The following is a 19,182-nucleotide window of genomic DNA, read 5'->3' on the forward strand; positions in this document are numbered from 1 at the left end:
ATCGCCTTCGTTCGGTTTGATAAGGTGTACCCCCTTGGTCGCGCGGCCTGACTGCTTGACATCCTTCACCTTCATGCGCAAGGTCACGCCGTTTGCGGTCATAATGGTCAAATCATCCGCATTTTGCACAACACGGGCCGCCGCGATCTTGCCAACTTCATTTATGGCTTTGATGTTTATCGTGGATATACCGCTTGTCGCGCGACCTTTGGCTGTGTACTCACCCAGAGGAGTTTGCTTCCCAAAACCTTTGGTCGTCACGATCAACAAAGAGCCGTCTTTTTCAACGACATCCATGCTGGTAACCAGATCATCTTTCTTAAGTTTAATACCCTGAACGCCGCCCGCCTGACGCCCCATTGAACGAACCTTGGATTCATTGAAACGCAACGCCTGTCCATTTTCCGTCACGATGATGATCTCATCCTTACCTGAAGTTAATCGCGCCCAGCCCAGCTGATCACCTTCTTCCAAAGACATGGCGATCAAACCAGAGGGGCGTACCGATGCGAATTCTTCCATTGTGACACGCTTGATCTTGCCGCGCGCGGTCATCAGCATACAATAGTTGTGTGAGGAAAAATCCCCCACCGCCATGGCGGCCGTCACCTTTTCGTTCGGATCAAGCGACAACACATTGACTAACGGGATGCCTTTTGTGGCACGGTCTGAATCCGGTATTTGATAGATCTTTTCAGAATACACTTTACCTTTATCTGTAAAGAACAGCATCGTGTTAAGGCTGCGCGCCGGCATGAGCATAACCACCTCATCTTCATCCTTTGTGGTATGTCCCATCACCCCGCGCCCGCCCCGGCTTTGTGATCGGAAAGCTGTCGCCGCGACGCGCTTGATATATCCACGCGCAGTCAGGCTGATCAACACCGCTTCATCCGCGACAAGATCTTCATCGTGAATATTTTCCTTGGCTTCCGCTGAGATCTGCGTGCGGCGGTCATCGCCATATTTTTCAGCAAGTTCGTTCAGGTCAGATTTGATTAGGGCCAGTATCTTCTTTGGATGAGCGAGCAAGTCTTCAAGACCTTCAATCACCGCGCGTACCTGTTTATGTTCCTCTTCAATTTTCCAGCGTTCCAAGGCCGCCAATCTGCGCAGCTGCATATCAAGGATTGCCTGAGCTTGCAGTTCACTCAGCTTGAAGCGCTTCATTAAACTGGTCTTGGCGGCATCCGCATCTTCAGCTTCGCGGATCGTCTTGATAACAGCATCAATATTGTTGAGCGCGATCAAATACCCATCAAGGATATGCAGGCGCGCCTGCGCCTTGGCAAGTTCGAACTTTGAACGGCGAGTGATGACCGTCTGGCGGTGCTCGATAAAAATTTGCAGCATCCGTTTGAGCGGCAGGGTGCGCGGTTCTCCATCCACCAAAGCAAGCATCTGTACGCCGAACGTGGATTGCAAGGCAGTATATTTATAAAGTTGATTAAGTACTTTCTTGGGCTGGGCGCCGCGCTTTAGCTCGATAATAATACTCATACCGCGCTGGTCAGATTCATCCCGCAGGTCTGAGATCTGATCGATCTTATCTTCACGAACAAGCTCCGCGATGCGCTCGATCAAAGTGGATTTGTTGACCTGATACGGGATCTCCGTAATATTGATCTGATATCGACCGGCCTTGGTCTCTTCGATATGAGCAATGCCGCGCATCACGATTCGGCCGCGGCCTGTTCCGTATGCCGAGTGAATGCCCTCCGCCCCGACGATCATACCGCCCGTCGGAAAGTCCGGTCCAAGCACGAATTTCATCAGGTCATCAACTGTGACCTCGTCAACATTTTCATGATTATCAATAAGGTAATTGATCGCGCCAACCAGCTCACGCAAGTTCTGCGGCGGGATGTTGGTGGACATGCCCACTGCGATACCTGAGGAACCGTTCAATAATAAATTGGGCAGGCGCGCGGGAAGAACAAGCGGTTCTTCAAGCGAATCATCAAAATTGGGGCCAAAATCAACCGTATCTTTTTCGAGGTCAGCCAATAATTCCTCGGCCATTTTTTGCAAACGAGCCTCGGTATAACGCATAGCCGCCGGGGAGTCGCCATCAACTGACCCAAAGTTGCCCTGACCATCCACGAGCAGGTAACGCATGGAAAAATCCTGAGCCATGCGTGCCATTGACTCATACACCGCCGAATCGCCATGCGGATGATATTTACCGAGCACTTCACCCACGATACGGGCAGATTTTTTGTAGGCGGAATTCGAACGCATACCCAATTCATGCATGGCGAATAAAATCCGCCTATGAACAGGCTTCAATCCATCACGGGCATCTGGCAAGGCACGCGCCACGATCACGCTCATGGCATAGTCGAGATAAGCGGTGCGCATTTGCGCATCAATATCTACACTTTCAATATTTCCTGTATTTGCGGATGGAACGATTTCTTCAGCCATAGAATATCCTTAAATAGGTAAAAATTCGTCAAAACGGCATAAAAAAACACGAAGATGGGGGAAAACTTCGTGTCTGCATTAGATGAAAGAAGCTACATTTGTAAGTGCAATTATACCATCTCAAACCAGTATTCCAATAAGTTGAGCGGGGACTTTTGTACTGGCTCGATTTACAACATTTTGCAGAAGTTATATAAAAAAATAGACCCGCAAAATGCGGGTCTATTTTTTGTGCCGAAGGAGGGATTTGAACCCTCATGAGCGTAAGCTCACTACGCCCTGAACGTAGCGCGTCTGCCAATTCCGCCACTCCGGCCAGTTGTGCGGGTTGTATTTTATCTCAAACGCTTGTTTTGTCAAATAATCGGGAAGGTTAATATGTGGGAACAAATTTTTATTTTTCACCGTTTACTCTTTAATCCTTTCATAACTGTAAAAAAAATACTAACAGTACTGATAGGGGATATATCTTTTTGATCCGCAGATTGTTATAGTAGGCATACTACAGAAAGGAGTATCACATGTTTGTAATCGCCGCAGTCGCCTGTGCATTTTTCTTCACCCTGGCTGGCTCAACCCTGTTCATCGAGCAATATGACTCAGACGAATTGAACAGCATGGGAGTCGAAGATAAATGACAGATGACCAACCCACCCCCAGCCCGACGCAAACCCAAAAGCGCGTCGGGCTTTTTGTTGCCGCGGCCTCCCTACCGAGCGGTAGGTTTTCTGGTTTTGAGATATAATCCAAATATCCGTAAGCTTAAGTGGCTAAGACAGGTAAACATGGCAGTTGCAGCTCTCTATACTAAAATCGAAAAAATCATTCAACTTGCCAATGGCAGCATTGTGCTCGAAAGCCCGAATGGGTTTCCGCTCAATGAATCCAACTTGTACCTTGTCGAGCAAAATGGAAACATCCTTTGGAAGGCAGAAAAGCCCGATATCGGCGTTTACTTTTCGCGTGTCAAGCTGAACGAGGATGGAATGACATTTTCCGCCTATACCACTCGCGGGCACGCTTGCGAACTTAATCTAAAAACAGGGAAACTCATCAGCTTTACAAGTATTCAATGATCACAGGCTTCTTCAATCTCCCCTGGTTTGCCTGGGCTGGACTGGCCCTTATCATTGCAGTGATCTATTTCAATCTATGGCCTCAAAAAGCGGTGACCAACCCGAGTGGATTCCGATTTGTTGTTATTCGCTGGGGACATGCGCTGGTGTGGATCCTCCTCACGATCAGCCTCGCCCTGCGCGGATTCTCCTCCGCTTTTACTGGTATGGCAAATATAATTGCTCTCGCTGGAGGGTTGACCTATGTCCTGTTTCTCATCATGACTTTTGTGGTGACTAAGTGAACTTTTTGAGTATGGATAAGCCCCCGTTTGGATTTGTGCTTGTCTTTCTTTTATTCAGTCTTTTATTTATTTCGAACAGTTACAAGCTCTGGTTTAGAACGGACAAATACTACAACGAGTTATACAACAGCCTGACCAACAAGAATACTCCCTACCCATTTAAGGATTTCTTTCTCAAGCAATTGGAAAACAGGAAACGCTGGGAAGCGGCACAAAAGATTTTTAGTGTAATTGGGTTTGTGGGTGTATCAGGCGCGGATGTTTTGGTAATGATGGCTTAAAGAAGGGTAATTACGTTGCCCTTGGAAAATAATCTCATCCAAGGAGCACCACTTTGAAAATCATCGCATGTATCAAGCAGGTACCCGACTCGGAGGCGAAAGTCAAAGCCGAGGGCGGGCAGGTATCATGGGGGGACGCGCCGTTGGTCATCAACCCGTTCGACGAGTACGCAGTCGAAGGCGCGCTTCAGCAGAAGGAAGCCTCAGGCGGAACCGTGACAGCCTTGTGCGTCGGCGGCGAATCAGCCAAGGATGCGCTCAAGCACGCGCTCGCCATGGGCGCAGATGACGCAGTCCTCGTCTCAGATGCGGCGCTCAACGATCTCGACACGGTCGGCGCGGCTCGCGTGCTGGCGGCCGCCATCAACAAGATCGGCGGCGCAGACATGGTCATCTTTGGCCGTCAGACCCTCGACAATGGCGCAGGCCTCACCCCCGCGCAGACCGCCCGCATTATCGGGTGGCCGATGCTTGGGTTGGCAGGCCAGATCAAAGTCGACGCGGGAAGCGTGACCGTTGAAAGAGTCATCGAAGAAGGCCGGCAAACCGTCAGCGCGAAAATGCCTGTCGTGTTGAGCGTCGTCCAAAGTATTGGCGAACCGCGCTACCCGTCGTTCATGGGCATCCGCAAAGCGTCGAAGGCAACCATCCCCGTTTGGTCATTGAGTGATCTCGGCGCAAGCGCTCCCGCACCGGTTGTCACCCGCAGCGAGTTGATGAACCCGCCCGTTCAAGAAAAAGAAGTTGAGATGATCACAGGCGAAAACGCCGCCGAGATCGCCGACAAACTCGCCGACAAAATTCTCGCGGAGAAAGTGCTATGAAAACTTTAGTTTACATTGATCATTTCAAAGGCGAGGTTCAGCCTGCTTCGTGGGAGGCGATTGGCCTCGCGAAAAAATATGGTGCAGCCGTGGCAGTGGTATTTGGCGCGGATACAGCTGAAATCACAAAGGCTGCGTTTGAATATGGCGCCGATGAAGTCATCGTCGTGGATGATGCGGCGCTGACAGATTACCGCGCTGAACCGTATGCCTCCACCCTTTCGGCGCTCGCTTCTTCCTCCAGCCCTGACTTGATCCTGTTTCCGACGACAGCTCGAACCCGTGAGTTGGCCGCCATGTCTGCCGTGGACTTGAACACAGGCGTGTTGACCGATGTCACAGGGTTTGAAATGAATGGCGACCAGGTAGTTGCTACTCGTCCCATTTACGAAGGCAAGCTGTTGGAGAAAACTGTTTGCTCTGGCAAGCCCGTCATGGCCACCATTCGCGGACGCGTCTTCCCCAAGCCCGCGCGTGAAGCTGGCAAGACAGGCACGCTCACAAAGGGAGAAGCCAAAGCGGAAGCGCTCTCGACCGTTGCAGGCTATTCTGCCGCTGAAAGCGCAGTAAACCTCGGCGATGCGGCAGTGATCGTCTCCGGTGGTCGTGGCGTCTCAAATAACCCATCCCTAACTCCACCCGCGGGCATGGATGAAAAGCAAGCTGAAATCTGGCGCGCCCAGCAAGGCTTCGCGCTTATCACTGACCTGGCGAGTTTATTGGGCGGCGCAGTCGGCGCATCCCGTGCCGCAGTGGATGGCGGATACATCACCTACGCCCATCAAGTCGGGCAGACAGGCAAAGTCGTCACACCTGACTTATATATCGCCTGCGGCATCTCTGGCGCGATCCAACACCTCGTTGGCATGAGAAACGCCAAAGTCATCGTCGCCATCAACAAAGATGCAGATGCGCCCGTATTCAAGCAGGCGCGCTATGGGGTAGTCGGCGATCTGTTTGCTATCGTCCCAGCTTTGACTGAGGCGATGAAGAAGAAGATGGGGAAGTAAGTTAGTGACGCAATAAGTAAAAAGCAGACCTCCGAGTTCTTAAAGAACTCGGAGGTCTTTTCTATTACTCTCCAAATCCCGCAGGCGGGATACCCAATGCTTGAATTAGCCTTGCCCAATAGTTGACCTGTGCGGCAGTGCTGGCGAGGATGACAAATTCGCGTTCGTTGAATGCGGACTTTACACGCTCCACCAAGTCAGGCTGAAATTTCAACGGGGTTTGCGAGATGACTCGAGTGTATTGAATCGCCAGTTTTTCGCGTTCGGAAAAAGTAGTTACCCGCTCAACATCCCCGCGCAGAGATTCAGCTTCTTCATCGGTGATGCCTACGTCGCGGTATTCGTATGAGTTCATGTCAACACAAAATGGACAGGCTACCGCGTGCGAGGCTGTCATGCGGATCAGCTTGAGCATACGCTGAGTCATCGCGCCGTCTTCGTGCGCGACGAGTGATTCCATGATGCCAGAGCCAATGGCGGCTTTGGGATACCAGGCCAATATCCGCGCGGGGAGCATGGTCTTGCCGGTTATTTTTTCAGACACCCAAATGCCAAGTTTGAGAATGAGCGGGATTCGTTTCGGTTGATCAATGAATGCTTGCATGGTTTATCTCCGCGCTCATTGTACAACATGGGTTATGTCGTTGCGAGGGCGATGCTTTTCCGCCCGAAGCAATCTCCGCCTAAAATCGGGAGGTTGCTTCGCCGCAAAACCAAGAACGCGGCTCGCAACGACATGGTAATTTAATGCTGTTGGTGACTGGCTGTGCCGAAGGCGTGTTCGTAGACCAGCATGGCGTAATATTCCCAGTTGAATGTATCTGCATATGCAATGGATTGTCCCATCCGTGAAGAAGATGCATTCTTGAGATTCGTTTCAAGGAATGCGAGCATTTGATCCCATGCTTCGCCTTGCGCGCCGCCAGATTGAATACCAGCTACGTCTTCCACGAAAGCGTGCGGCTGGCCTTCATAGATCGTGATCTCGTGCGGGATATTTGCGGTTGTGAGTGCCTCGTCAAATAAATTGACATCTTCAACCGCGATGGATTGGTCTGCGCTGCCAAAAATGCCGAGCACGGGACCGGGCAAGGCTTTTAACACTTCGGGGTCAATTTCAGGCGAGCCGTAAAAAATTATAGTGGATGCTAATTTGTTGTTATGCAGGCTGTAGACCAGTGAAGTCCGCCCGCCATAGCAGAAGCCTGCAATGGCGATGCGCTTCGCGTCCACATCGGGTTGAGTCTCAAGCCACGCATAAATGGAATCCAAATCAGCATTTACATTTTCAGGTTTGGTGCTGATGACTTGATAGATGGCACGCGGGATCCATGAAGTGGTGGAGCCGCGAAAAGTATCAGGAGCGACAACGAGATAGCCTTCCTGCGCGAGCAAGTCCGCTTTGCCGACGATCGATTCACGCAAGCCAAAGAATTCGTGGATCATGATGACGGTGGGAAACGGACCATCGCCTTCAGGTTTGGCAACATAAGCTCGCACATCGGGTCCGCCGTTGACACCGGGGACGGTGGTATTGACAAGAGAATCGAGTCGTTTCGCGCCGAGGAGCGAGTCCACGAAAATGCTGAGGGGCAGGAACAGGATCAGGATCGCCAGAACAGCTAAAAGTCCTAGCAGGATGCGTTTGAATGTTTTCATCACAACTTCTCCATATTAATAAGATGCCTTATTTTATTCGGGAACCCGCTCAATTTCTATCAAAAATAAAAGCCTCCGCATTCAAAAATACGGAGGCTTGATCCAGTTATAAAACCTCTAATCTCTGCCGTCCGCATGACAGTTTGCACAGTTAGTCGGCGAGTAATCGCGTTCCTCTTTATGTTTTTCTGCCATATTGGCGGCCGTATGTTCGTGACAGCTAAAACAGGTATAAGCTGAAGTCGTGCTCGGATGACAGGTTACACAGGCAGTCACCGGGTTATCCCCATGTGTTAGCTGGAAGGTATGAGAGAACGTGACAGGTTTCCAGGCGGTGGTGGTGTGACAGCTTTGACAATTTGTTCCAGCCTTGCCTGCATGCGGATCCTTGCCCGAATGACAGGAGTTACAGGACGTGGGCGTACCCGCAAAAATACCATTGATATGACAACCTGTACAAGCTGTGTTGACATGTGCCCCGGTGAGTTTGAAGGCTGAGAGATTATGATCAAAAGTGGCGGGTTTCCAGGCAGCGGTGGAGTGACAGGCTGCGCAATTGGTACCGTACTTACCACCGTGACGATCGTTTTTGGCATGGCATGCAAAACAAGTGGACGGAGTGCCTTTGAAAACACCGCCAACATGGCAGCCAGTACAGGATGCGGTTGAGTGTTTGCCAGTCAGCGGGAAAGCGGATTTACTGTGGTCGAAGGTGGAGGGCTTCCATCCTGAAGTGGCATGACAGGCTGAGCACTCTGTTCCAAACGTACCCTTATGGAAATCATCCGCGGCATGGCAGGAGTAACAATTCGTGGGCGTGCCTTTGAACTTCAGATCGGTGTGACATTGCGTACAGACAACGCTGACATGCTGGCCGGTCAACTTGAAGATGGAATTGTTGTGATTGAAATTGCTGGGCTTCCATCCGCTGGTTGTGTGGCAGTCGGTGCATTGATTTCCAAGCGCGCCGCCATGCGGGTCTGTATCGCTGTGACAGGAGGCGCAGTCTGACGGTGTGCCCTTGAAGAATTTGTCGGTATGGCATTGACTGCACGCGACCGCTGTGTGTTTGCCGGTCAACGCAAAGGTGGAGCGGCTGTGATCAAACGTGGAGGGAGTCCAGCCGTTGGTTGTATGGCAGGAAGCGCAGTCTGTTCCAAGCCTGCCGGCGTGCGGATCATTCTTCGAATGGCAGGCGGCGCAATTGGTGGGCGTGCCTTTAAATTTCAGATCGGCGTGACAATTACTGCACGTCACGCTGACATGCTTGCCGGTCAATTTGAAGATGGAATTGTTGTGATTAAAACTGCTCGGCTTCCAGTCATTGGGTGAATGGCAGGTTTCACACTGCGTGCCCAAGCTGCCGCCATGAGGATCGGTGTCGCTGTGACAGGAGGCGCAGTCCATGGGCGTGCCTTTGAAGACGCCACCCTGATGACAGGAATCACAGGCTACAGCAGCATGCTTCCCATCCAGGTGGAAGGCGAACAGGGAATGATCCACTGTCGCATTCTCCCATCCTTCAGGAGAATGGCAGGCGGCGCAGTCCGTTCCAAATTGACCATTGTGGTGGTCATCTGCGGCATGGCAGGAGATACATTCCTGAGGAGTTATCTTTAGGTCGTGCAAGTTGCGCGCATTAATGTGGCATTGGGAACAAGCCACAGGCGCATGTTTGCCCGTCAATTGGAACGGGACCATGTTATGGTCAAAGCTTGATCCGTGTGAATCCACACCATCATGACAAGCTACACAATTTGTCCAGAAAGTCAGGATATGCTGGGTGGCAAAAGGTTCGTCAATCGTCAAATGACAATTGGCGCAAGCGGTTTGATCAAAGGGCGAAACGAAACCAGATTCATGGCAGTCTGTACAGGTATTAGCCTGATGCGCCTTCAGCGTGAACCTAGTTGTATTATGGTCAAACGCTATCTGCTTCCATCCACTGGGATTGTGGCAGGTGGCACATTGCGTGCCATAGGTTCCATTGTGAGCATCATCTGCAGAGTGACAGGAGGCACAATCCTGCGGAGTGCCTTTGAAGACCCCGTTCTTATGACAGCTCTCACAAGCCACGGTCGCGTGCTGACCATCGAGGTGGAAGGCAAATTTGGAGTGATCCACCTTCGCAGGCTTCCAGCCTTCGGGGGAGTGACAACTTCCGCATTGAGTGCCAAGTTGGCCCTTATGCGCATCATCCTTGGTATGGCAGGAGGCGCAATCCTGAGGTGTGCCTTTGAAAACGCCGTTCTTATGACAGTTTTCGCAAGCCACGGCGGCATGTTTTCCATCAAGATGGAAGGCAAATTTGGAGTGATCCACCTTCGCATTCTCCCAGCCTTCGGGAGTATGGCAAGCCGCGCAATCGGTTCCAAATTGACCGTTATGATGGTCATCCGCCGCGTGACAGGAGATACACGCCTGGGGAGTGTTCTGCAAATCAGCGAACTTGCGGGCACCTACATGGCACTTGGAGCATACCAACGGCGCATGTTTGCCGATCAGGTTGAACGGCACCTTGTTATGGTCAAAGTTCGATCCATGAGACTCCACCCCATCGTGACAGGCCATACAGTCCGTGCCGAATGTGAGGAAGTGTTCTGTCGAGAATATCTGATCATATTGCAAATGACAATTACCGCAAGATTCCTGGTCGAATGGCGCAGCGTATCCCTTTACATGGCAATCCTTGCAGGCAAACGCAGTTCCGTCAGATTTGGTTTTATGAGCCGTGAGTTTAAAGGAAACCGTGTTATGGTCAAACGTGGCGGGACTCCAGCCATTGGGGCTATGACAGGTTCCGCATTGTGTGCCGAGACTGCCAGAGTGAGCATCATCATTCAGATGACAGGCCGCACAATCCATAGGTGTACCTTTGAAGACATTGTCCTTATGGCAGGCCGCACAGGCGGCAGCCGCATGTTTCCCATCTAATTTAAAGGCGAATTTCGAGTGGTCGACCTTGGCAGGCTTCCAAGCCTCAGGTGAATGACAGGCGGCGCATTGAGTGCCAAGCTGGCCTTTATGCGCATCATCCTTGGTGTGGCAGGAGGCGCAGTCCTGCGGCGTACCTTTGAACAGGTTATCCTTATGACAATTTGCGCAAGCCACAGATGCATGTTTCCCATCCAGATGGAATGCAAATTTGGAGTGATCCACCTTCGCGGGTTTCCAACCCTCGGGAGTATGACAAGCAGCACATTGCGTACCCAACTGACCCTGATGGGCATCATCTTTGGTATGGCAGGAAGCGCAATCTTGAGGTGTGCCTTTGAAAACGCCGTTCTTATGGCAATTTTCGCAAGACACAGCAGCGTGCTTCCCATCCAGGTGGAATGCGAATTGGGAATGATCCACTTTTGCATTCTCCCAGCCTTCGGGAGTATGGCAGGCCGCGCAATCGGTTCCAAACTGACCGTTATGATGGTCGTCCGCGGCGTGACAGGAGATACACGCTTGAGGAGCCGCCTGCAGATCCGCGAACTTGCGCGCATTTACGTGGCACTTGGAACAAGCTAAAGGAGCGTGTTTACCGATCAGATTGAATGGCACTTTATTATGGTCAAAACTTGAACCATGCGACTCCACCCCGTCGTGACAAGCCATGCAATCCGTACCAAATGTGAGAAAGTGTTCCGTGGAGAATGTCTGATCAATTTGTAAGTGGCAATTGCCGCATGAATTTTGATCGAAGGGCGCGGCGTATCCATTTACATGGCAATCCTTACAGGCAAATGATGTACCATCCGATTTGGTTTGATGCGCAGCGAGTTTGAATGAGACCGTGTTGTGATCAAATACAGCAGGACTCCAGCCGTTGGGGCTATGACAGGTTCCGCATTGCGTGCCAAGGCTGCCCGAGTGAGCATCATCGCCCAGATGGCAGGCCGCACAATCAGTGGGCGTCTCTTTGAACAAATTATTCTTATGACAATCCGCGCAGGCGGCGGCAGCATGTTTGCCATCCAGCTTGAAGGCAAATTTCGAGTGATCAACTTTGGCGGGCTTCCAGCCATCTGGCGTATGACAGGTGGCACAACCTGTTCCAAGTTGACCGGAATGAGCATCATCCTTTAGGTGGCACGAAGCACAGTCCATGGGTGTACCTTTGAAAACGCCGTTCTTATGACAATTTTCGCAAGGCACCGCTGAGTGTTTTCCATCGAGATGGAATGCAAATTTAGAGTGATCCACATTAGCCGGTTTCCAACCATCGGGCGCATGACAGGCTGCACAATCCTGTCCAAACTGACCTTTATGGAAATCATCTTTTTGATGGCAGGTATAACATTGCTGCGGAGTGGCTTGCATATCCGCAATAGTGCGGTCATTGAGGTGACAGTTGGAGCAGGCTGCCAGAGCGTGCTTCCCAATCAAATTGAACGGAACCCGATTATGGTTAAAGTTTGATCCGTGTGAGTCAATCCCATCATGACAAGCCATGCAGTTCGTCCAAAAGGTCAGGATATGTTCTGCTGCAAATGTCTGGTCCACGCTTAAGTGGCAATTGGCGCAGGTGGCCTGATCAAAAGGCGCCGCGTAATTTTTTACATGGCAATCCTTGCAAACGAAGGCAGATCCATCTGATTTGGTTTGATGAGCAGTGAGCTTGAACGAGACTGTGTTGTGATCAAAAGTTGCGGATGTCCAATTCTCCGGGGTATGGCAGTCTCCGCATTGATCGCCAAACCGGCCCGCGTGCGTATCATCCTTTTTATGACAGGCGATACACTCCATGGGCGTGCCGACAAAGAGCGCGTCGATATGGCAGGTCTCGCAAGCGACGGCTGAGTGTTTCCCCTCCAATTTAAACGCAAATTTCGAATGATCGACCGCTCTATTCCATCCTTCAGCCACATGGCATAATTCGCATTGGGGACCCAAAGCACCGAGATGTTTATCATCTTTTTCATGACAGGAGAAGCAATCCGATGGGATGCCTTTATAAACATTATTTACATGGCAGTCCGCGCAAGCTACATTAAGATGCAATCCTCTTAATTTAAAGTTTGCAAGATCGTGGTCGAATTGAGCAGATTTACCCCAACCCTCAGGACTATGACAAACTCCGCATTTCGTTCCAAAACGGCCCTCATGTTGATCATCCTGAGCATGACAGGCAAAACAATCCTGGGCGGTGGCTTGCAGGTCATTTAGATTACGCGCGTTTACATGACACTGGGAACACTTTGTCAGCGCGTGGATGCCAACAAGCTGAAACGCAACCTGATTATGGTCAAAGCTTGAGCCGTGAGTGTCAACGCCGTCATGACAGGCCTGACAATCAGTCCAAAAAGTCAGGATATGTTCCTCAGCAAATACCTGATCTACCTTTAAGTGACAATTAGCGCAGACCGCCTGGTCGAACGGTCCGCTATAACCAGTTTCATGGCAGTCTTTACATTCAAACGGAGTACCGTCCATTCGCAGACGGTGTGCTTTAAGTGAAAATCCAAGTTGTTCATGCGGATCCCAGCCGGGTGGTATCCGAGTCAAAGATGCTGTCGGCCCATGATGTTCAGTATGACATGTACGACAATTGAGATCTGTTTCACCAAAGCTGACCAAACTATGCAGGCTGGTTGGATCCTGCAATTGGGCAGTGATGTCGGTGTGGCAGACCAAACAACGATCAGCCATGGTATCCGTATCCCACGGGGCGGCATGACAGGCACTGCACTGTTGTATCTCAGCATGTGAGGCGATTCCGCCCAAAGGCGTGCCGGTAGAAGCGCTGAGGCTTCCAGGGGTGAACATTGCACCGCCGCTGGCAAAAGCCACGCCTGTGATCCCCAAGAGCGTTACAGCAGCAACTAAAGCTCCTGAAAATGAAGCAAACCACCCTTGAATTATTGTTTTCATAACAGCCCTCCCCCCCAAGAAACGTGGCCTATTATCAAATTAGCCACAAACCGTGGGGAGCAACCGCGCCTGCCGAATAAAATGTTCTGATCCAAAATATGCCTACCTGCGCTACTTGATTTCATTCAACCATTGTATAAATAAAAACCTGAACAATCCTGTTAGTTGGCAGTCGTTAATCTTCTGCAAAAGTTACCAATTACAATGTAATTGCAATGATGCAATAAATGATAAATAAAATCTGCATCATGTGGTCGCCGGTTTTGATTTTCCGCAATTTTCCCTTCGTCCATGCAAATATGGGATTAGAAAACATGTTTCTGTTTCCCGACTACTTCCTGCTATGCAAGGCTATTCATTCAAGTACGTCAATCTTAAACTTATCGATAGTCTTACTAAAATTAGTTGTATTAAAATAACATGAACGTCTCTCTCGTTCCGTGATAAGAACATTACAGCAACCTTGCCGTTTTGCAAGGAACACCCCAAATTCTTTGCTTGCGTTCTAAAAGATCTCTTGATAAGCGAGACCAAATGGTTAACCATCGTTTTTTTCGAGAACATGGGCATATCACTTTATGCCCATCTTTGCGGCCGGCAGAGACCACAATTAATTACGGAGTCTTATAAATATATCCACTATTTAAACCGCAAATCTCATAAAACTTCGCGCTCTTCGCGATAAATTTAGCTCATTTGCCAACATCCACTTTTAACTATCAAGCTGCCTTGTGATCTGTGCCATTAGGGATTTTTCATTAATATTTTGATCGCTTGGGATATTTATAAAATTTCATGAACCTGTTCACATCTTCCCTGTTTAAAAACACATGGTATAATCTGCCCGTCCAAAAAACGGAGAGGTCGCGTAGTCTGGCTTAGCGCGCACGCTTGGAAAGCGTGTAACCCACAAAGGTTCGCGGGTTCGAATCCCGCCCTCTCCGCCAATAAAAAAACGCCTCATACATTGAGGCGTTTTTTTATTCCAGGTTTGCCCACCCTTTCAAGGAGTCTTCTTTTGCCCCCGTCCAACACACAATTGAGGGAATCAAAAAGGGACCCATTCAAATGAATGGATCCCTTTTGCTTTTACAATTTATGGAACAGGCGTTAGTGGCGTTCCTGCAAAGATCACAAGTTCTGGAACTGATGTGATATGCCCGGGCACATCATGATTGGAGGAAATAAAGTTAAGCAGCAGAGATGATTCCCAACTGCCTCCGCCAAGGATATCCTTACCCATAGATCCAGCATCTACACGTCGCGAACCGGAAGTAACACCAGCGTAATTACTCAAATCCAATTGCGCGGCAGCGGTCGTCAGATCCGTAAAATGACAGGAAACACAGGATCGCGATCCAGCATACCAAAGGTTGGCATCCACAAAAAGCGGTTTGACATCTGTGAATGTGGCTTCGCAATTCAGAGAGTTAATATCAGTGAATTCGAATGCTTCAGTTTCAGAAGCGCCAGATGCCACCCAGGCACCAAGCAGATCAGTTGCAGCAACGCGGCATTGATCTGCGCCAACTACAACACTATTCCCTGGCTGCACAACAGGGAATGTCGCTGGTACAAGCGTGGGCATGGGCGTACGCTCAACAAGGAGATTACCTTGCTTACAAGTCAAGGTAAATCCGCACGCATTAACAAAAATAAAGCTTACCCACACAAGTACACCAAAAATAAATATGATCAATGTTGCATAGATCGTTTTTCGAACATCATCATTCATGCTGGGACCTCCCTACTGTCCCGCCGCTTTAAGCGTGCGAACAAAGTTTACAATATCCCACCGTTCACGGACAGTGAAATTCTCATTCAAAGGAGGGCATTGACCTGAAAACTCAACCTCGGGGAAAAGTGTATTATTGGGATTATTGACGCCATTGGAAATGACCAGGAAAAGACTGCCGTCATTTTTGCTTTGAACTGATTCGGTACTGAGGTCCGCAGGTTTCTTTTTGACCAAAAAGGCAGAAACAGGGCCATTGCCCAATCCTGCATCACCATGGCACATTTGACAATGGGTGGCGAAGAGTTGTCCACCACGGGAAAGGGAAACCTCATCCGCAGGTACAGGATTGACAGGAGCGCCCGCACCAGGGATGTAGGCAGCGCCTTCCACTGGTATGGATCGCGCGGGCACAGCGCGTGGCTGCTCCTGCGTACCGAAAGACGGCTGGATTTCCATGAAGACAATCCAGTCAATTTTTATTACGTCAAAAGCAAATATAGCCAGCGCGCCAATAATCACGCCAAGCACTGCAAAAACTCCAACGAGTTGTTTGAACAATCTCATAGGTGTTCAACCTCCGCAACCTCAACCTTTTCCGCGCCGAGGGCGGTCATGGCTTTGGTGAATTTTTCCCTGCTCTCTTCCGGACAGATAAAGAAGATGGCAATTTTTCCATCACTGACTTCCTTTACATATTCCATTGGACGGTAGTTGGGGAAATAACTATCGAGAAATACGCCAAGGAAGGTTGAGAGCAACATACCGAGCATGGTCAGCTCGAACAATACGACAACCGTGGGGGGGCCGGGGACAAAGGCTTGTGTACCAACCTGAATCGGAACGGGATAAAGGAAAGGTGAAACAAAAACCAAAAACGCTCCGGCGCAAAAGCCAAGGATCGAACCGCCAGCCGCCAGCCGCGGGACATTTGTCCACTGATTGGGTCGGCCAAGCATAGCTTCAGTAACAGGAATGCCTGAGATGACATTCATGTAATCGTCGGAAAGGCCCAAATCGCGGAGTTTGTCTATCGCGTCTGCGGCAGGCCCAAGGTCAGGAAAGACCGCTAACAGGGATACTGATCCAGAATTTTCTTCTCTGGAAATATTGTCAGCCATATGAGTCACCTATTCCAATTCGCTGACCGATACAACGGTCTCGCGTCCAAATTTCTTGAGTTCGTGCGCCATCTGGCCTTCTTCCACTTCCCAGACGGGGATGAGAGGAATTAAGCGGGAAGCCGCCATGTAGAGCAGAATGAAGAATGCCAGTGTACCAATACCGAGCGGGATTTCAATACCAGGCTCATACAGCCGCCATGTGAAAGGCATACGGTTGATGCTGAGAGAAATGGGAACAATGATATAGCGTTCGAACCACATACCAACATTGATCAAAAAGCCAACGATAAATACGATCCACGGGGTGGAGCGCCATTTTGATTCCACAAAATCGCCCATGGAACCGCTACGTTGAAGATCAACATCGCAAACCACATCCAACCCATTGGGCCTGCTTCATGAAAATGCAAAAGCTGATGCGTCCATTTGTCGCCGCCATACCACTGCACCATATAGTCATTGAAGAAGAAGTACGCCCAAGCCATGGAGATGATGAGCATAAGTCTGCCAATGCCATCAAAATGCTCTGCGCGGATAAAGTATTTCATATTCTTCATCGTACCGCGTACAACCGCAAGCACCATGATGACCGCGCCCATGCCTGAGTGCAAGGCGCCGACCACGAAATATGGGCCGAAGATGGAAGAATTCCAACCGGGGCGGGTTGCGGCTGCAAAGTCCCATGAAACGATGGTATGCACCGAGAACATAACGGGGATGATGGCGAAGGCGAAGATGTTCATCGCATTGCGCAGATGTGCCCATTCCCCTTCTGTACCGCGGAAGCCGAGCGCGAGTGTTTTATAGAAAGTCTTGCGCCAGCCAGTGGAACGATCGCGCGCCATGGCTAGATCAGGAATGAGCGGCAGGAAGAGGTACATGGTGGATGAAAGCAAGTAGGTTGTGATCGCCAGCAAGTCCCATGTGAGCGGGGAATGCAGGTTGGGCCACAGCATACGTTGATTTGCATAAGGCATGAGCCAGTAAGCCAGCCAAACACGGCCCATGTGCATGAAAACGCTGAAGCCAGCTTGCACGAGACCGAAAGTGGTCATCAATTCAGCGGCGCGTGTGAACGGGCGGCGGAATTCAGCTTTGAACACACGAAGAATGGCGGAAATGAACGTTCCCGCGTGGCTGATACCGATCCAGAACACGGTATTGACGAGGAAGATACCCCAATAAGACGGGCGATTGACCCCCCCCAGGAGAAGAACAAGCCATAGGCAACGATCACACTCAAGATCGCGAATACAACCCAAAACTTCCAAGATGTTTCATACATGGATTCCATGACCATGTCGTTCATCTGTCCACGTGGAAGCGGATCGAGCATTAAATGCTTTTCGCGGAAATGCCCTTCATCATGCTGATGTGATTCAGCCTTGGGGTGAGCAGGTTCTGCTTTTTTGTTATATCCAGCCATAATTACCCTCCCTTGAAGTAGGTCACGTTTGGTAACGTGCCAAGTTCTTCAAGATGTTTTACTCCGTGACCATGGGCGCGAGCCATTTGCGAGACAAGCGATTCATGATCATCCACGCGGCCAAAGGTGATGGCACTGGCGGGGCAGGCTTGCGCACAAGCGGTTGTGAATTCACCGTCGACAACTTCGCGACCTTCTGATTTCGCCTTATCCTGCGCCTTGTGAATGCGCTGGATGCAGAAAGTACATTTTTCCATCACACCACGGCGGCGGACGGTCACATCGGGGTTGAATTGATTCGGCAAAGGTTCAGGGCGTTCATAATCGCGCCAGTTAAAGGAACGCACCTGATACGGACAATTGTTCGCACAATAACGTGTACCCACACAACGGTTGTAAACCTGTAAATTCAATTGCTCTGCCTGTGAATGTACGGTCGCAAACGCGGGACAAACTGGTTCACAAGTCGCGCTTCCGCATTGCTGGCACATCATCGGCTGGTTGGGAGTCATCTTAACTTCAGGGGTACTCACCCTCCCAAAAACGCTCAATGCGGATCCAGTGCATGGAACGGCCATAGCCTGAATCTTTTTCTCCAACGAAGGTAATATTATTTTCCATTGCGCACGCAGCGACACAAGCCTGACAGCCTGTGCAAAGATCCTGGTCAATGACCATACCCCATTTGCCAGTTTCTTCCGTGCTCATTTTTATTTCGTCAGGTCTGATCATGATTACTTCTCCTCGCCAAGTCCCACGCCATAGACACCCATAATACTTTCAAGGCGTGAGAGGGGTTGCTTTCTACCAGTTTTCTTAATATTGACTTTCATACCAGCAAATGCCAGATCGCCTGCTTCATTAAAGTGTTGACTTAATAGATCTGTCGGATTGGCTCCGCGATTCTCAGCGTACCTGCCATAAGCGGTATGACCCTGACCAAAAGGATCGCGATCGTATCCGGGCGGATGGCTGGGTAGCGGTAAACGGGCAGTTCCAATACCCCAGCTTCGCTCGTGATCGTCACTACATCATCATCTTCGAGACCGAGTTCTTCGGCGGTAACGGGATTGATCTCAACCCAGGTATTCCACATGACAGTGGTTGTAGGGTCAGGCAATTCCTGAAGCCAGGGTTTGTTCGCGCCAGCCTCAGCCAGGTGTTGGTGAGACAAATGGTACAAAATAAAATTCACCTTCACCCGCAAATTCCGCTTCGGAACCGCTGACACACCATCCAACACATGTTCGGTATTGGGAGCAGTGCGTCCCTCGGTGGTCTTCCACCAACCGCCATATTGCTGGAAATAAGCTGCAAAGGTATCAATGTCCGCCGCAGAGAAGAAGCCATCTACTTCACCCATGAGTGGAGTGATCTTGCTTTGTAAAAATTCAACTTCATCTTTGAACGGCAACGCCTCTGCAAACTTCCCGCCAGCAAGTTGCGCGGCGGCGATCAAGACATCAGCAGTTGC

The 19,182-nt window shown here is 50.2% G+C and carries 18 protein-coding genes and 2 tRNA genes; 6 read left to right on the forward strand and 14 right to left on the reverse strand.

What is annotated here, in order from left to right; translation table 11 throughout:
• Both gyrA and IPL17_RS12390 read right to left on the reverse strand, forming a co-directional pair.
• Positions 1-2,427: DNA gyrase subunit A (gyrA, locus tag IPL17_RS12385; RefSeq protein ID WP_345307404.1), on the reverse strand; the 2,427-nt coding region annotated here is incomplete at its 3' end.
• Between the two features lie 232 nt (positions 2,428-2,659).
• Positions 2,660-2,743, reverse strand: a tRNA-Leu gene (locus IPL17_RS12390).
• A gap of 469 nt (positions 2,744-3,212) precedes the next feature.
• Here IPL17_RS12390 and IPL17_RS12395 point away from each other — a divergent pair.
• The 5 genes from IPL17_RS12395 to IPL17_RS12415 are packed head-to-tail and all read left to right on the forward strand — an operon-like array spanning position 3,213 to position 5,902.
• A complete protein-coding gene (locus IPL17_RS12395; protein WP_345307405.1) occupies positions 3,213-3,503 on the forward strand; it encodes a hypothetical protein in 291 nt (96 codons plus the stop codon).
• Complete coding sequence (locus IPL17_RS12400; protein WP_345307406.1) at positions 3,500-3,787, forward strand: hypothetical protein; 288 nt, start codon at positions 3,500-3,502, stop codon at positions 3,785-3,787. The genes IPL17_RS12395 and IPL17_RS12400 overlap by 4 nt, the downstream gene beginning before the upstream one ends.
• A complete protein-coding gene (locus tag IPL17_RS12405) occupies positions 3,784-4,068 on the forward strand; it encodes a hypothetical protein (RefSeq protein ID WP_345307407.1) in 285 nt (94 codons plus the stop codon). Before IPL17_RS12400 ends, IPL17_RS12405 begins: the two co-directional genes overlap by 4 nt.
• Positions 4,069-4,121: 53 nt before the next feature.
• On the forward strand, positions 4,122-4,892 hold the full coding sequence (locus tag IPL17_RS12410) for an electron transfer flavoprotein subunit beta/FixA family protein (protein WP_345307408.1): 771 nt from the start codon (positions 4,122-4,124) through the stop codon (positions 4,890-4,892).
• Positions 4,889-5,902, forward strand: coding sequence for an electron transfer flavoprotein subunit alpha/FixB family protein (locus IPL17_RS12415; RefSeq protein ID WP_345307409.1), 1,014 nt, complete (start codon positions 4,889-4,891; stop codon positions 5,900-5,902). The genes IPL17_RS12410 and IPL17_RS12415 overlap by 4 nt, the downstream gene beginning before the upstream one ends.
• A 64-nt stretch (positions 5,903-5,966) precedes the next feature.
• Here IPL17_RS12415 and IPL17_RS12420 read toward each other — a convergent pair whose 3' ends face one another.
• The 3 genes from IPL17_RS12420 to IPL17_RS12430 all read right to left on the reverse strand — a co-directional run bounded on the left by IPL17_RS12420 (position 5,967) and on the right by IPL17_RS12430 (position 13,423).
• Positions 5,967-6,506 carry a carboxymuconolactone decarboxylase family protein gene (locus IPL17_RS12420; protein ID WP_345307410.1) on the reverse strand — a complete coding sequence of 180 codons (540 nt, stop codon included), beginning with the start codon at positions 6,504-6,506 and terminating at the stop codon, positions 5,967-5,969.
• Between the two features lie 140 nt (positions 6,507-6,646).
• Positions 6,647-7,561, reverse strand: coding sequence for a dienelactone hydrolase family protein (locus IPL17_RS12425; protein WP_345307411.1), 915 nt, complete (start codon positions 7,559-7,561; stop codon positions 6,647-6,649).
• Between the two features lie 117 nt (positions 7,562-7,678).
• Positions 7,679-13,423, reverse strand: a complete 5,745-nt coding sequence (locus tag IPL17_RS12430; RefSeq protein ID WP_345307412.1) for a hypothetical protein — start codon at positions 13,421-13,423, stop codon at positions 7,679-7,681.
• 857 nt (positions 13,424-14,280) lie between these two features.
• Here IPL17_RS12430 and IPL17_RS12435 point away from each other — a divergent pair.
• A tRNA-Ser gene (locus IPL17_RS12435) sits at positions 14,281-14,370 on the forward strand.
• Between the two features lie 149 nt (positions 14,371-14,519).
• On the opposite strand, the gene IPL17_RS12440 is transcribed toward IPL17_RS12435, so the two are convergent.
• The 9 genes from IPL17_RS12440 to IPL17_RS12480 form a co-directional block, all read right to left on the reverse strand.
• Positions 14,520-15,158, reverse strand: a complete 639-nt coding sequence (locus IPL17_RS12440; protein WP_345307413.1) for a hypothetical protein — start codon at positions 15,156-15,158, stop codon at positions 14,520-14,522.
• Positions 15,159-15,170: 12 nt separating this feature from the next.
• Positions 15,171-15,725 (reverse strand): cytochrome c, encoded by a 555-nt coding sequence (locus IPL17_RS12445; protein WP_345307414.1) that lies wholly within the window; start codon positions 15,723-15,725, stop codon positions 15,171-15,173.
• Positions 15,722-16,279 carry a quinol:electron acceptor oxidoreductase subunit ActD gene (locus IPL17_RS12450; RefSeq protein ID WP_345307415.1) on the reverse strand — a complete coding sequence of 186 codons (558 nt, stop codon included), beginning with the start codon at positions 16,277-16,279 and terminating at the stop codon, positions 15,722-15,724. Before IPL17_RS12450 ends, IPL17_RS12445 begins: the two co-directional genes overlap by 4 nt.
• A gap of 9 nt (positions 16,280-16,288) precedes the next feature.
• Positions 16,289-16,609, reverse strand: a complete 321-nt coding sequence (locus IPL17_RS12455; protein ID WP_345307416.1) for a hypothetical protein — start codon at positions 16,607-16,609, stop codon at positions 16,289-16,291.
• A complete protein-coding gene (gene nrfD, locus IPL17_RS12460) occupies positions 16,555-17,439 on the reverse strand; it encodes an NrfD/PsrC family molybdoenzyme membrane anchor subunit (protein WP_345307417.1) in 885 nt (294 codons plus the stop codon). Before nrfD ends, IPL17_RS12455 begins: the two co-directional genes overlap by 55 nt.
• Positions 17,337-17,708, reverse strand: a complete 372-nt coding sequence (locus tag IPL17_RS12465) for a hypothetical protein (protein WP_345307418.1) — start codon at positions 17,706-17,708, stop codon at positions 17,337-17,339. Before IPL17_RS12465 ends, nrfD begins: the two co-directional genes overlap by 103 nt.
• A 2-nt stretch (positions 17,709-17,710) precedes the next feature.
• The gene (locus IPL17_RS12470) at positions 17,711-18,241 is read right to left on the reverse strand and encodes a hypothetical protein (protein WP_345307419.1); all 531 of its coding nucleotides are present in this window, start codon (positions 18,239-18,241) and stop codon (positions 17,711-17,713) included.
• Positions 18,228-18,440 (reverse strand): 4Fe-4S dicluster domain-containing protein, encoded by a 213-nt coding sequence (locus IPL17_RS12475; RefSeq protein WP_345307420.1) that lies wholly within the window; start codon positions 18,438-18,440, stop codon positions 18,228-18,230. The genes IPL17_RS12470 and IPL17_RS12475 overlap by 14 nt, the downstream gene beginning before the upstream one ends.
• A 142-nt stretch (positions 18,441-18,582) precedes the next feature.
• The coding region (locus tag IPL17_RS12480) for a molybdopterin dinucleotide binding domain-containing protein (protein ID WP_345307421.1) at positions 18,583-19,182 on the reverse strand (600 nt) is incomplete at its 5' end.

This window comes from Candidatus Villigracilis saccharophilus (assembly GCF_016711665.1).